Raw genomic sequence first — 15,516 nt, forward strand, 5'->3', positions numbered from 1 at the left:
GTTTGTCAATACCAAGATTTTGGTATTTTAACGTGACCAATTGACTAAACCGTGCCCGAACAGAGAAGTAGCGTTGTTATTTGCGAAGACCACGAAATCGTATACACTGGTCTCAAACTCATTTTAGATCAATCACTCGATTTTAAAATAGTAGGCCATGCCCAAAGTGGCAAGGAATTACTCTCCTTGCTTGAAGAAAGCAAGGCCAACATCCTTATCCTGGATTTAAATCTACCTGATACCGATGGATTTTCTTTACTCAAGTCTGTGAGAGAAGTTAACAAGGATATTTTTGTTATCATCCTTACTATGTATCAAGACCTCCACCTTATTCAGCGAGCCAAAGATGAGGGAGCCAATGCTTATTTATTAAAAAATGCTTCTAATGAAGAACTGCTGGAGGCACTTCGGCAAGTAAACCATAAAACATTTTTTGTTACACGCGAATTACAAACAGAAGGCGAGCATCAGGACATTTTCAAAGATGAGTTTTCACAAAAAATGAAGCTCACAAGACGCGAAATAGAAATAATACGTTTGTTAGCCATGGGCAATACTTCTCAACAGGCATCAGTGGCGCTTACCATCAGCCCACACACTGTTGACACACACCGTAAGAATATTTTTCGCAAACTGAAGATCAACAATATTGCCGATCTGGTAAGATTTGCTCATGACACAAAAATCATTTAAGATTTTTTTGCTGGTTTGTTTTGCTGCGTTGAATGTAACAGCGACAGAACTTCCTGATACCATTACACTAAGTGATCTGCCAGAAAGATTCTCAGTGATTGAATCTTCATTATTGTTAGCCACTACTCATGATCTTACTGTTGAAGAAGCCTGGAAAGAATTACAAGCAGCAACTGCTAATCCAAAAGTAGTTACGGTTGGTTTTACATCTAATATTTTCTGGCTTGCACTAACCATCATAAATGATCAACCGGAGGCGCATAGGGGTATATTGGAAGTTGACAATCCACAAATTGACTGGCTGCATATTTATGAGGCAATATCTACAGATTCTTTCTCTTTGTTAAGCGAAACTGGTGATAAGTATTTATTTGCGCAGCGGCCATTATTACACAGAAATTTTGCAATCCCGATCCTCTTTTCAGCCAATGAAACAAAGACCATTCTTGTAAAAATTGACAAACGCAACAGCTCTCTAACTTTCCCGATTTATTTATGGGGTGAAAAGGCTTTTCATGAAAAATCATACAGTGAGAATTTATGGTTTGGAATTTTTTTTGGCACCATCATTCTCTGCTTGGGTTATGCATTCATGGCTTTTATCTTTTTAAGAAAAGCCTTGTATGGCTGGTACTTTATGCTTGTTTTTACTTCAGCTACTTATTTATTCACCGCTTTAGGTTATTCATTTCAATATGTTTATCCAAACGTATTAGATTTTAACAGTTACTTCAGAGTTTATTTAATTGCTGCGCTTTTTCTATTTGTTGCAAAATTCTCACAAAACTTTCTAAACCTTCCTAAATATCAGCCACTTATTAACAAGCTTGTTAACTCCATTCTTGTTACACTGGGTGTTATGGCTCTTGGTGGTGTGGTGGCCATAGATTTTATGACGCGTAATGGATTATGGATAATTCCAATCATTAACACGCTCATGTTATTAGGCGGATTACTTTTAATTTTTGGTGCCTTTCGTTCATTTGTCCATCAAAGAACAACCGTGGCCATTTACTTTATGGCATGGGGCTCCTTGTTAATGGGTTATTTAATTATGACTGCCAGTGAGTTCGGTGTTATTGCTGTAGAGAATTTGCCTGTTAATCCAGTACTTATTGGCTCTTCACTTGAAATATTTATTTTCTCTATAGGACTTACTTATCAGGTTAGAAAAATCTATAATGAACGTAATTTATTATCGCTCAGCATGGCAAGGCAGCAAAAAGAGCTGCTAAAGGCCTATGTAGAAGGAACCGAAAAAGAACGAGAAAGAATTGCGCGAGAACTGCATGATGATATAGGCAGTAGATTGGGCAGTCTCAAACGTTTTATAGATTCGAAAGAGCGAAATGCGGAATTAGAAAACCAGATTGATATTATTTGCAGAGATGTGAGAACCATGTCACATCAATTAGCACCACCGTCCATGCAGGTTAGTGGGCTGAGGCAACTCGTACAACAACTAACAGAGGAGACTAGTAAGCAGACCGGTTTAATCATTGAAGCACAATACTATGATTTACCAGATACGCTGAATGGAGAAACCGTTCATCACCTTTTTAGAATTGTTCAGGAAGGACTTAACAATATTGTGAAGCACGCCCAGGCTACAGAAGTTGATTTACAATTTTTTGCACACGAAAATGAGCTCGTACTCACTATTGAAGACAATGGTCGCGGTTTCGATACTTCAAAAAATGCTTCGGGCATTGGTCTTCAGAATATGAAGGTACGTACCGAAAGTCTGAATGGAACCATTGAAATCAGCAGCCAGCCAGGCAGCGGCACCAGTATTATGATCCGCATGCCCATTCCTGCTTCAACTGTTTCAAAGTAGTTATAAACTTCCTGTTCTGCCACCATCAACCGGTACATTTATACCATTGATGTAGGCAGCGGCAGGTGTTGCTAAAAATGCTATGGCAGCCGCCACTTCATGTGCTTCACCTATTCTACCCACAGGTATTTCTTTTGTCATTTCTTCCTTCGACTCTTCAAAACTCTTTCCTGATTTGCTTGCCTGATTGTTAATGATTGTCTCTAATCGGCCCGTCATGGTAGCGCCTGGCAATACATTGTTTACCGTGATACCGAAGGGAGCCAATTCTACCGAAAGTGTTTTAGCCCAATTTGCAACGGCACCCCTAATGGTATTTGAAACGCCCAGGTTGCGCAGTGGAATTTTAACCGAAGTAGAAATCACATTAATGATGCGTCCGAATTTTTCGCGCTTCATACCCTCCACACAAGCCTGTACTAAAATGTGATTGCATAAAAGGTGGCTTGAGAATGCTTTTACAAAATCTTCTTCTTTTGCATTAATAGCCAAGCCTGCTGGTGGCCCTCCGGTATTGTTTATCAGGATATGAACAAGATGGTTGGCTGTGTACTTTGTAATCTGCTGTTTCACCTCCTCAGGTTTCTCAAAATCAGCAACCAAATATTGGTGCAGCTGGCCTTGGCTTTTATCTAATTCATCCAGACAGGCTTTTAGTTTCTCCTCATTCCGGGCTACCAGGGTAACGTTTGCTCCCAATAGTGCCAGTTCAATTGCTGATGCCTTTCCTATGCCCTGTGTACTTCCACAGACCAGGGCTGTTTTTCCTTTCAAATCCAAATTCATAATGCTAAGATAAAGTGTAAAAGTGGTTCGAAATGTTCTTAAATTGGCAAATCTTCCAATCAATAAAATTTCAAATCAATTATGGCCATACGCAGACCGTTTAACCTGACAAAATGGATTGAGGAAAACCGACATCTGCTCAAACCACCGGTTGGTAATAAAAATCTATACGCTGATGCGGGCGATTATATTGTAATGATTGTAGCAGGTCCTAATGCCCGTAAAGATTATCACTTCAATGAAACCGAAGAACTTTACTACCAGTTGGAGGGTGACATCAATGTTAAAATTCAGGAAGACGGTAAGGCCGTTGACGTACCCATCAAACAGGGAGATATGTTTCTGTTACCAGCCCGCGTGCCGCATTCACCCATACGCACTCCCAATTCAATTGGCTTAGTGATTGAGTTAAAACGCACAGACCCAAGCATGATGGACGGATTACAGTGGTATTGTGAAAAATGCAATAACAAACTGCATGAATACATTTTCCATCTTGAAAATATTGAGAAAGATTTTCTGCCCCGTTTCCGCGAATATTATGCATCACAGGATCTGCGAACATGTAAAAAGTGCGGTACTGTAATGGAGGCTGATCCAAGATTTGTATAAACATGACGAAGGCTGAACTCCAGCAACAATTGATTATCCATCACAAAGCATTCAATGAAAACATTGCCTTGTTGAATGAATCGGATTTCGTTCATTCAAAAAATGGGAAGTGGTCTGCCGGACAACACCTCGATCATATTGTGAGAAGTACATCGCCAGTATTACTTGCTTTTAAATTACCAACTATTGTCCCATTGCTTATGTTTGGAAAAGCTAACAGAGCTTCCATGACATATGAATTGCTGGTAACAAAATACCTAAGCCGTCTGAATGCGGGTGGGAAAGCCTCAGGGAGATTTATTCCAGGAACAGTGAGGTATAAAGACAAAAAAATACTGATCGAACGACTGTCCCACACAGCACAAAAGCTTGCAAATCAATTAAGTAAATTCACAGAACAAGATTTAGATAAATTCATTTTACCTCATCCGTTGCTTGGTAAACTTACCTATCGTGAAATGATTTATTTCACAATCTATCATGTTCAGCATCACCAGAAATTATTGAAATAGCACCTGTCTACATCCCAACATGATATTTGAACACACACTTTCCTTCGCGCGCAAACTGGATCGCAACGATCCGCTAAAAAAATTTCGTACTCAATTTCATCTACCAAAAGTAAACGGAAAAACAGCTTTATACTTTACTGGTAACTCATTAGGATTACAACCAAAATCAACAAAAAAATTTATTGACCAGGAGTTGACTGATTGGGCTAAGCTGGGTGTTGAGGGTCATTTTCATGCCAAGCGCCCGTGGTTGTATTACCATAAATTTACTAAAAAGGCACTTGCTCAGATTGTGGGCGCCAAACCAAGCGAAGTTGTTGCGATGAATCAACTCACCGTCAATCTTCATTTAATGATGGTGTCGTTTTATAAACCAAGCGCAAAACGTTATAAATTAATTGTAGAGGCTGGGGCATTCCCCTCCGATCAATATGCATTTGAATCGCAAACAAAATTCCATGGACTTAATCCAGACGATGCGATCGTTGAACTAAAGCCACGCGATGGAGAAACAACCATTCGAACGGAAGATATTGTTAACACCATAAATCAACACGGAGATACAGTAGCCTTAGTATTGATCGGAGCTCTGCAATATTATACCGGGCAATTTTTTGATATTAAAAAAATTACGGATGCTGCGCATGCGGTGGGCGCTTACGCTGGCTTTGATTGTGCCCATGCAGTTGGTAATGTGGAGCTTGATCTACATAAAAACAATGTTGACTTTGCTGTTTGGTGCAGTTATAAATATTTAAACTCTGGTGCAGGAAGTATTGCAGGTGCCTTTGTGCATGAGCGCCATGCCGATAATAAAACTTTACCACGTTTTGCTGGTTGGTGGGGCCATCATGAAGGGGAGCGTTTTCAGATGAAAAAGGGATTCATTCCTATGCGGGGGGTCGATGGCTGGCAGCTTTCTAATTTTCCTGTGTTATCTGGTGCAGCACACCTTGCATCATTAGAAATTTTTCAGGCAGCAGGCATCAAGAATCTTAGAAAGAAAAGCATACAACTGACTGGCTTTCTCGAATCACTATTGACTGAAATTGATAAAGACGGAAAATACTTTACTGTGTTTACACCTAAAAATAGCAAAGAAAGAGGTTGCCAGCTTTCTATTTCAGTAAAGCGAGATGGTAAAAAAGTATTTTCAAAACTTACTAAGGCTGGAGTTATTGCCGACTGGCGCGAACCTGGTGTAATACGTATTGCTCCAGTACCTTTATACAATACTTTTGAAGATGTATTCCTTTTTTCGGAAATTTTGAGAAAATCGCTCTAATGGATTTAAGGCGTCAGACCGCTGTATACATTCGCAATCAGCGGTCAGACGCCTGCCCAACTAGCTTAAGAGGTTTATGAATTTTGAAGCAGGAAAATGTTATCATATTTACAACAGGAGTTTTGAAAAAACACCAATCTTTTTAAATCAAGAAAACTATAACTTTTTTATTAAAAAATTAAAATCACTAAATTCATGTTGCTCAATTCTGGCATATTGTTTAATGCCTAATCATTTTCACTTACTCATATCCACTTTTGATATAAATGAAAAGCAACAAATAATCTCTCCTGAATTAAAAGTGTTGCCTAGAAAAATTGGAACTGTATTGAGTTCTTATACACAGGCCTTTAACAAACAAAACAAGAGGAATGGGTCGCTCTTTCAACCAAAAACAAAAAGCAAAGAGCTTACAAAAAAAGATTACTCACTAATTTGCTTTCATTATATCCATCAAAATCCATTTAAAGCAAAACTTGTCTCACGTCTAGAAGATTGGCAATTTTCATCATTTAATGAATACAGCTCGAATCGAGATGGTCTCTGTGATAGAAATCAGGCAGTCCAGGTTCTTGATCTCCCTACTGATAAGGAATTATTTTACAAACAATCTTATACAATAATACAATCGGAAGAAATCTTTAAATATGAATAATTCACAAAAAAAACACATCGCCATTGCCGGAGCCGGTCTTGTAGGATCTCTCCTATCCATATACCTGAAAAAACGTGGTTATACAGTTAGTGTATATGAACGCAGAAGCGACATGCGAAGCAGTGATTATGTTGGCGGGCGTTCTATCAACCTTGCCTTAAGCAATAGAGGCATCAGGGCTTTAGAAGAGGTTGGGCTGGCCGAAGAATTAAAGCGTATAGCCATTCCTATGCACGGCAGAATGATGCACGACATCAAGGGCAACTTAAGTTATCAGGCTTACGGAAAAGATGGTCAATATATCAATTCAATTTCACGCAGTGCATTAAACATCGCTTTAATGAATGAGGCTGAAAAAACTAGTGTTCAGTTCTACTTTGATCAAAAAATTGAAAAAACAGATCTTCAAAAAACAACACTTACCATTGAGGATAAAAATCAAAAAATCTCAGAAAAGAAATTTGATTTGATTATTGGTGCTGATGGTGCCTTCTCTGCTATACGTGATGCCTTCCGGATTAGCGATCGATTTGATTACCAGCAATTCTATATTCAACACGGTTATAAAGAATTATCAATTCCGGCTGGAACAGGTGGGGCTTTTCAACTAGAGAAAAATGCCTTACACATTTGGCCTCGCGAAAGTTTCATGCTGATCGCTTTACCAAATCCTGACGGCAGCTTTACCTTAACTCTTTTCTTCCCTTTTGAAGGCAATCCTTCATTTGCCAGTCTTAATTCCACGCAGGCCATTCAAGACTTTCTGGAGAAGACCTTTCCGGATGCCGTAGCACTGATGCCAGAACATTTAAATGATTTCGAACACAACCCTACATCATCTTTGGTCACTGTCAAGTGTTATCCATGGGTTAAAAACAATACGCTTTTAATTGGAGATGCTGCGCACGCCATTGTTCCCTTTTATGGTCAGGGTATGAATGCAGGCTTCGAAGATTGCCGTGTACTCAATAAGCTTTTAGATGAGTATGAGGACAACTGGGAAATGGTGCTGCCTGTCTTTCAAGAACTTCGTAAACCTGATGGTGATGCCATTGCACAATTGGCATTGGATAATTTTATTGAGATGCGTGATTTAGTTGCAGATAAGGAGTTTTTGCTTCGTAAAAAAATTGAAGCTAAACTTCATACGTTATTCCCTACGCAGTGGATTCCGCAATATTCAATGGTTACGTTTTATGAAAATATTCGCTACAGTGATGCCTACAACACCGGCCAAAAACAAAAAAAGATTATGGACGAGGTAATGGCGAGACCAAACATTGAGGAAACATGGGAAAGTCTAAACTTTACTGAGATTGTTGGAAGATTATAATCCACAATTTCAAGTTTGAAATTAGTTGATGTGCAATTTGTACTCTTCAAAGCGGTTTATCACTTCCTCCACATAACGAACAGGCTCTTCGCATTTACAGTAGCCCGCTATTACTTCAGGTGCTTTATAAAATTCAGGGTCTGATTTTTTCAGCAGGTATTTTTCAACGACTTCCCATTGAGCGGGGCTCTCCTGAAATTTGATGGCCAGCTTTCTGGCATCGGTAATATGCGTAAGCCCCACGTTGTAAGAAGCCAAAACAAATTTTATTCTTTGGGTTGAATCCGACACCTTCTTCACCCAGTAATCTTCAAGATTTTTTAGAAAGCGCACTCCGGCTTTTATACTTTGTCTGGGGTCATCCGGATTTGAAACACCGAAGCGCTGTGCAGTTGCAGGCATTAATTGCATAAGCCCCCTGGCGCCCGCCCATGATTGATCTGATGGATTAAACCGTGACTCTTGGTAAATCATCGCAGCCAATAATCGCCAGTCCCAGTTTAAAATTGCTGCACCCTCTTTTATCAGGTTATCATAGGGTGATAGTTTATCACCATTAATGGTAGCGTAACGACTATTCGCTCTTAAAAGTGAAGTACGCGGGCTTTTATAATAACGGTTATAGACAACCATAAAGGTTGCTTTCTTTTTAGTTTTAGTCAGCCAATCATTGATCGAGGATTGTAGTTCAGGGGAGTTTTTTCTAACCGCCCAGGCAATTTGTTGTGGAAGGCTCAGCACTGTAGACGCATCAAGGTTCGGATAATAGTTTAGATTGACTGAGGCGATCACCTGATCAGCAACTGTAAAATCTATTTCTCCCAGGGCTACCTTTTGAATTAATGATTCACTTTGTGCATCAGCACTATCTTCAACAATTATTATTTCACCTCCGATCTCTTCACTCAAGTTTTTTAGTCGACCTACAAAACTGGATCTATTAAGCACATGAACCGTTTTACCTACAAGGTCATGGGGGCTTCTAATCATTGCAGCATTTATCTCATCTCTTGTCATGCGCTCCCAACCAGCGGGTTTACGTTGAACCAGTACCTGATGAGAATTAAAATGAGGTTGCGTAAAACGCACATAATTTTTTCGCTCGCTTGTTATGGTCAGTGGAAACGCAAGTACATCGGCTTCGCCTGCATTTAATTTTCGAATGGCGTTTTCAACCCCCGAAATTCTCCTCAGCTTTAGTTTCACACCTAAATCATTGGCCATGAGTTGAAGTAATTCATAATCATATCCCATGGACTGACCTTTGTAGAGAAAATAACTAATAGAATTGTTGTCGACCAAAGCAGTGATGTAACCGCGCCTTTTTATGGAATCCAAATCGACATTGACTTTCGGGGTGGTTAGGGCCGTTTCAGTTTCATTGATGTGCTCACATGAAAAAAGAATGACCAGCAAAATAGTATACAGCAGAGCAAGTCTTTGTTTCATTGTAGTTTCAAAATACAGAAAGTAGTGGAAAAGAAAAAGCCTTCCCACAGTGTGGAAAGGCTTTTAATTAAGATTATGTTGATTTAGTTAAAGATATAACGTAAACCAAATTGCATAAAGTAAGTTGAACCGATGTCATTGTTCTCACGGAAAGAAGAACTTACAGGTTGATTTCTGTCATTGGCCAAACTAAATGTTGGGCGTACAGCTCCACCTGAAACTACAGCACCCGCGTTACGTGGCACCAAAATACCTGTTGCATTTACAGATCTGGTTATACCCCAGCTTGGGTTTAACAAGTTTCCGAAATTGTTAATGTCTAGGGTAAACTGAAGCGTATTTTTTCTACCACCAATGTCGGTAAAAATATCCTGAGCAAATCTCACATCTACCTGATTTCTCCATGGCAATTTAGCACCATTGCGTTCAGCATATTTACCTTTTCTTGAGCTTAGGTATTTATCTTGCTCTACCATACGGAAGAACAAGGCTTCCTGTTGTGCAGCCGTCCACAGAACTCCACCGTAAGTCTGATCTGCAAAATCAATTTCTGAAGGATCGTTCGGAACGTAAATCAAATCGTTAGGTTGACCATCGCGATTAAAATCAGCGCTGTATGTATAAGAGTAACGGCCCTGAATGGCTCCTTCCAAGACAAGAGATACTGTGGTAGCAAGCTTATTGAGGAATTCTTTTCTGTAAGAAACTGAAGCAATGATGCGATCAGGGACTATGTAGTTAGCAACACTTAATTGAGGATTGTTAGGGTTTCCTGAAGTTTGATTAAGTGACCAGGTATTGAAAAGTTGATCGCCCTGACCATCATATAAGACTTGTGCATCGCTTTTTGTATAGGCAATAAAACCAGAAAATCCTTTCTCAAATTGTTTCTCAAGCTTTGCAGTAATAGACCAATAGTAACCCTCACTTGCATTACCTAAAGTTATAGGATTCCAAGCTAATGGTGCAGTTGCTGTGACTTGGCCTTGTTGTGTAAGCCTATTATAATATCTATCAGCTATTACCGCAGAGTAAATAGGACGGTTGTCTGGATATCCAGAAACATTAAGTGGTGTCGGATCCTTTAGGTTGTAGTTAACACCTTTGGCGATATTTAGATCCTTTGTGTAAATACCTTCCAAAGAAGCTACAAATCCACCAGGCAATTTTTTATCAATTGCTAAACTGCTTTTCCAGGCTTGAGGATATTTAAAGTCAGGATCGATTGTACTGAATGTAGCTGGGATGGCTGTGCCAGCTGCAGGCGGTGTGGCAGGGCGGTAAGGCTCTACTCGGAAAGGACCAGGCGTATTAGCCTGACCAGAATAGCTCTGTGTAAACTGCAGTAAGCCAGCATCGCCTGATTGTGCTACTAACCAAACAGTAGGCACACGACCGGTAAAGATACCTGTACCACCACGTACTTGAAGTGAGCGGTCGCCCAATACATCCCAGTTGAATCCAACACGAGGAGATACCATCACTCTTGATTTTGGTAGTACGCCAGAGTCTAGTTTTCTATCACCCGCAAAAGTTAATGGCTCTACGAGCGGGTGTGTTTTAATACCTTCTGTGGAAGGGAAGGTAGGAAGATCAAAACGTATACCAGCGGTGACTTTGATACGGTCATTTAATGCTATTTCATCCTGACCATAAACAGAGTATTGGTTGTATTTAATGTTGGGGAAAGCTTGCTCAAAATTTGGAAGAAGTGAATATGTAATTGCGTAGTTCAATGGATTGGCACCATTCACAAAATCATTCCAGGTATTGAAAACATAATAGCCTGTACCAAAGCGTTGGAAACCATTCTTTGTTGTTTGGAAGTCAGCTTGAATACCCGCGGTAATTGTGTGGATGCCCATATTCATCGTAGCGAAATCAACAATAGAATAAGTTTCTACATCACGAAGATTTCCGAAGGTAAAAGGCTCATAACCAAAAGAAGTAAAACCAGCGCCTGAAGTTGTATTAGCAGTGGCGTTGTATGAACCAGTACCATCCAAAATATCAACAAATGGGAACACTCCACCACCAGAACTTCTAGGGTCATTCTGATTAGTATAAGTTGCACGGAAGGTGTTAGCAATTTTACCGAATAATGAGTTTGCCTCTACGGCTACAGAGTAAAAGTTTGCCTCCTGGAAATAGCCTGCATTTTGAAAGAACAATGCATTGTTGGTTGTTCTTCCCTGACCACCGGTAAAGTTAAAGTTAGAACCAGTGGTTGAACCACTTGGGAAGGATGGTGATTTACTTTCTACCTGGCTATAGCGGACACTTAAACGATGATTTTGATTAATATTCCAATCCAAACGCGCAACATAACGTCTGTTATTGCTTTCGTTATCATAACCTTCGTATGGACCAGTTTCATAATTATAAGTCTCGCGCAGGAATTGGCTTATCGCATCTAACTCAGTGGCAAGAGGTCTTGAAATTTCAGGAGAAGATCCAAAAGAACCGGGTGAGCCAGGGACAGCACTTGTTGCTGCGCGTCTTGTTTGTCCAGGTCTTGTTTCATCTGTATTTTCATAGTTCAAGAAAAAGAAAACCTTATTCTTGATAATTGGGCCACCTACTCTAAAACCTGTTGTTAAAATACTTTGTCTTTGACGAACAAAAGGTGTGTTAAAACCCACATCGTTACCTTGCTGACGCTGGTTTCTCCAGAATGTATAAACGGATCCTGAAAAATCATTTGTACCAGAACGCGTAATGGCATTGATTGAGCTACCTATAAAATTAGCCTGACGCACATCGTAAGGTGTGATGTTTACAGAAATTTCTTCCAATGCATCTAACGAAATCGGTGAACCACCAGCTGGCAGGTTAGAACCAATACCAAAAGTGTTATTAAAATCAGAACCATCTACCGTAACATAATTTTGACGGTAATTTCCACCACCGATAGCACCATTGCTGCTGGATGAAGCCTGAGGAGTAAAACGTGTAAAGTCATTTATACTACGGCTGATCGTAGGCATACCTTGAATTTCACGAGTGCTGATGCTGGTAACTGCTCCGTTTCTATCACTGTTAAGTAACCTGTCTTGAACACCCGAGATAACAAGCTCCTCAAGCGTTTTACCATCTTCAGCTAAGGATACATTAAGGTTATAGGGCTCTCCTAATTTAAGATAGATATCGTTAATTTCACGTGTTTGATAACCAACAAAACTAACGGTGATTTTGTAAGGTCCTCCAACACGCATGTTAAGTATGGAGAATCGTCCATTGGCATTTACTGAAGTACCGTATTGGGTACCTGAAGGAACGTGGAGCGCCAAAACTGTTGCACCTGGCAAAGATTCTTCTGTGCTTACCTTTCTTTCAGGTGTCTGCACATCACTGGCTGCGGTTACAGAACCCACCAAGGTAGCTGTTGTAACCCCTTGGGCCCAGGCTCCGACCGAACCAAGCACAAAGGCTGTTAGTAGTACAAGTTTTCTCATAGATGTTTGTTTAGTTTAGTATCTGTTGTCGCTTATTAGGAGACCGGCAAAAGTAATCCTAAATTCCATTTAGGCATTTATCTTACATTTAAGCTTCCTAAAATATCTTAACACGAACTTAACATTCCTTTTGTAAACCGCTTATAAAAATCACACTAAATGCCTGAAAAAGAATGGCTTAATTTCAAGCAATTTGCAGTAATCCAGACAACCTATGCGAAAACTAATTTTCTCAGCCCTGTTTATTTTCAACCTAACAAGTGTTTGGGCACAACCTGATTTATCTTATTATTTACCTGAAAAAACCACGTATAATCCTGCCATTCCATCGCCTAAATCGATTATTGGCCATGAGGTGGGTGAGTGGCACGTAACGCACGACCGGCTCATTAAATACATGGAGGCTTTGGATGCGGCCTCAGACCGCATTTCGATGGAGGTGACTGGTTACACCCACGAAGCACGTCCCTTGGTACTTCTTACGATTACCTCACCTAAAAATCATCAGAATCTGGAAAGCATCCGTAACCATCATGTTCAACTTACAGACCCTGGAAAGTCCGGTTCACTAGACATAAAAAATATGCCCATTGTTTTCTATCAGGGCTATAGCATACACGGCAATGAGGCCAGTGGTGTAAACGCATCTTTATTAATGGCTTATCACTATGCTGCAGCGCAAGGCGCAGAAATTGAAAAATACCTTGACAATACCATTGTGCTTTTCGACCCAAGTTATAACCCGGATGGCATGCAACGCTTCAGCACCTGGGTAAACTCACGCAAAAGCAAGGTGACCTCCACAGACCCTTACGACACAGAACACAATGAAGCCTGGCCCGGTGGGCGTTTCAACCACTATTGGTTCGATCTGAACCGCGACTGGCTTGTAGCGCAACATCCTGAGTCGCAGGCCCGCGTTCGTAGCTTCCATAAATGGAAACCAAACGTACTTACGGATCATCATGAAATGGGTACCAATTCAACTTTCTTTTTTCAACCGGGTGTACCTTCCCGTAACCATCCCCTTACACCAGATAAAAACTTAGACCTCACCAGAAAAATGGGTGAATTCCATGCGAAAGCACTGGATGGCATCGGCTCTTTTTATTATACACAAGAAGGCTTCGATGATTTTTATTACGGCAAGGGTTCAACCTTCCCCGATGTGCAGGGTGCTATCGGTATTCTCTTTGAACAAGCCAGCTCGCGTGGCCATGTGCAGGAAAGTGTTAATGGTTTACTTACTTTCCCATTTACAGTGCGTAATCAATTCGTTACCAGCTTAAGTTCATTAAAGGCAGTGAACGAAATGCGTGAGGAGTTTTTAAATTATCAACGTCAGTTCTTTAAAGATGCTATTGCAGAAGCTGCCAAGGATCCTGTAAAAGCTATTGTTTTTGGTTCAGCGAAAGATAAAGCCAAAGGATTTCACCTGGCAGAAATCATTGCACGTCAGCACATTGATATCTATAAGATTTCATCAAGTCAGACCATTAACGGAAAAGCTTTTGATGCGGAAAGTAGTTATATCGTTCCAATGAATCAGGCTAACTACCGCCTGATAAAAGGTATGTTCGAGAAAAGAACACAATTTAAAGACAGTCTTTTTTATGATATCTCGAGTTGGACCATGCCACTCGCGTTTGGTTTAGAGTACGAAGAACTTAAAACCATGCCTTCGCTGGGAGAAAAAGTAATTGAAGCCAAATTACCAGCAGGCAAGCGTATCGGTGGTAAGAGTGAATACGCCTACGTATTTGAATCCTCCAACTACTACACACCGCGTGCGTTGTATAAATTATTAGATGCAGGTTTACGCGTTAAGGTTGCTACCAATCCTTTCTATCACAGCGATGGAAAAAGATTTGAGGCAGGTAGTATTTTAGTGCAAGTAGCAGGGCAAGAGAAAAACCCTGAAGTAATTGAATACCTGATCAATGATATCGCCACCAAAGATGGCATTGATGTTTATGCCTTCAATACAGGGCTTGACTACAAAGGTGTAAGCTTGGGTAGCGGATCTTTTATGAATGTACGTAAGCCAACCATTGCTATGCTAGTGGGTGATGGCATTTCTGCTACGGATGTTGGTGAAGTATGGCATGTACTGGATACACGTTTTCAAATTCCTGTTACACTCTTACCTGTTGAAGTTTTCGCAAGAATCAACCTCAATAAATACAATACCATTATAGTTCCGCCAACCTGGGGCAACCTATCTGGCAATGATGCCCTTAAAGAGAAGGTGAAGACCTGGGTACAAAATGGTGGAATTATCATTGGCCTTGAAAATGGTGTTAACTGGCTAAGCAGTGCTGGACTGGGTAAGTTTGATATGAAAAAAGACGAAGAAAAGAAGGAGGCAGTAAAAGCAAAACCTTATGCAGACATTGATGAATACAGTGGTGCGCAAGAAACCAGCGGAGCAATTTTTGAAGCGAATGCTGATTTAAGTCATCCGCTGCTATTCGGATACTACAACGCTAAGATGCCGGTTTTCAAATCCAACAACTTGTTTATGGAAAAGTCTAAAAATCCGTATGCTAATCCCCTGGTATTTACCTCATCTCCTTTGTTAAGTGGATATATCTCCAAAGAAAACTATGTTAAAATTAAAGAAGCTTCGGTAATAGGTGTGTCCTCTATCGGGCAAGGTCGGGCAATTGCCTTCACCGACAACCTTTGTTTCCGTGCTTTTTGGTTTGGGTCCAATAAAATGCTGATGAACGCCATCTATTATGGTCCATTTATTAGTGGAGCTTCCTCACGTTAACTTGTAAAAAGTATACATTTATACCATAACGCTGCGATCTTTGCGTTACATAGCATGATCGCAGCGTTTTCTATTGTATAGATGTTATACTCAGTGTTATTATCCGGAGTGAAGTATGCCTTA

The 15,516-nt window shown here is 40.3% G+C and carries 11 protein-coding genes; 8 read left to right on the forward strand and 3 right to left on the reverse strand.

The genetic code is table 11. From position 1 onward, the window contains the following. The first annotated feature begins 51 nt into the window (after positions 1-51). Together ACO1XM_RS08790 and ACO1XM_RS08795 are read left to right on the forward strand one after the other, a co-directional pair. Positions 52-693: a response regulator gene (locus tag ACO1XM_RS08790; protein ID WP_486227969.1), complete on the forward strand. Its 642-nt coding sequence runs from the start codon at positions 52-54 to the stop codon at positions 691-693. After that, positions 674-2,530 (forward strand): 7TM diverse intracellular signaling domain-containing protein, encoded by a 1,857-nt coding sequence (locus ACO1XM_RS08795; protein WP_486227971.1) that lies wholly within the window; start codon positions 674-676, stop codon positions 2,528-2,530. Before ACO1XM_RS08790 ends, ACO1XM_RS08795 begins: the two co-directional genes overlap by 20 nt. On the opposite strand, the gene ACO1XM_RS08800 is transcribed toward ACO1XM_RS08795, so the two are convergent. Next, a complete protein-coding gene (locus tag ACO1XM_RS08800; protein ID WP_486227973.1) occupies positions 2,531-3,316 on the reverse strand; it encodes an SDR family oxidoreductase in 786 nt (261 codons plus the stop codon). Positions 3,317-3,397: 81 nt separating this feature from the next. Here ACO1XM_RS08800 and ACO1XM_RS08805 point away from each other — a divergent pair, with 81 nt between their 5' ends. From ACO1XM_RS08805 to ACO1XM_RS08825, 5 genes are all read left to right on the forward strand, one after another. Beyond that, entirely contained in the window at positions 3,398-3,928 is a 531-nt protein-coding gene (locus ACO1XM_RS08805) for a 3-hydroxyanthranilate 3,4-dioxygenase (protein WP_486227975.1), read from the forward strand. Positions 3,929-3,930: 2 nt separating this feature from the next. Further along, positions 3,931-4,440: a DinB family protein gene (locus tag ACO1XM_RS08810; RefSeq protein ID WP_486227977.1), complete on the forward strand. Its 510-nt coding sequence runs from the start codon at positions 3,931-3,933 to the stop codon at positions 4,438-4,440. 19 nt (positions 4,441-4,459) lie between these two features. After that, the gene (kynU, locus tag ACO1XM_RS08815; protein WP_486227979.1) at positions 4,460-5,725 is read left to right on the forward strand and encodes a kynureninase; all 1,266 of its coding nucleotides are present in this window, start codon (positions 4,460-4,462) and stop codon (positions 5,723-5,725) included. A 76-nt stretch (positions 5,726-5,801) separates the two neighbouring features. After that, positions 5,802-6,380, forward strand: a complete 579-nt coding sequence (locus ACO1XM_RS08820) for a transposase (protein WP_486227981.1) — start codon at positions 5,802-5,804, stop codon at positions 6,378-6,380. Continuing rightward, on the forward strand, positions 6,373-7,713 hold the full coding sequence (locus ACO1XM_RS08825; protein WP_486227983.1) for an FAD-dependent oxidoreductase: 1,341 nt from the start codon (positions 6,373-6,375) through the stop codon (positions 7,711-7,713). The genes ACO1XM_RS08820 and ACO1XM_RS08825 overlap by 8 nt, the downstream gene beginning before the upstream one ends. A gap of 21 nt (positions 7,714-7,734) precedes the next feature. Here ACO1XM_RS08825 and ACO1XM_RS08830 read toward each other — a convergent pair whose 3' ends face one another. Both ACO1XM_RS08830 and ACO1XM_RS08835 read right to left on the reverse strand, forming a co-directional pair. Further along, positions 7,735-9,162 carry an MltF family protein gene (locus ACO1XM_RS08830; RefSeq protein WP_486227985.1) on the reverse strand — a complete coding sequence of 476 codons (1,428 nt, stop codon included), beginning with the start codon at positions 9,160-9,162 and terminating at the stop codon, positions 7,735-7,737. An 83-nt stretch (positions 9,163-9,245) separates the two neighbouring features. After that, the gene (locus tag ACO1XM_RS08835) at positions 9,246-12,617 is read right to left on the reverse strand and encodes a TonB-dependent receptor (RefSeq protein WP_486227987.1); all 3,372 of its coding nucleotides are present in this window, start codon (positions 12,615-12,617) and stop codon (positions 9,246-9,248) included. Between the two features lie 214 nt (positions 12,618-12,831). Between ACO1XM_RS08835 and ACO1XM_RS08840 the strand changes: the two genes are divergently transcribed. Beyond that, positions 12,832-15,393 carry a M14 family metallopeptidase gene (locus ACO1XM_RS08840; protein ID WP_486227989.1) on the forward strand — a complete coding sequence of 854 codons (2,562 nt, stop codon included), beginning with the start codon at positions 12,832-12,834 and terminating at the stop codon, positions 15,391-15,393. Positions 15,394-15,516: the final 123 nt, after the last annotated feature.

The sequence above is a fragment of the Chryseotalea sp. genome, assembly GCF_057350905.1.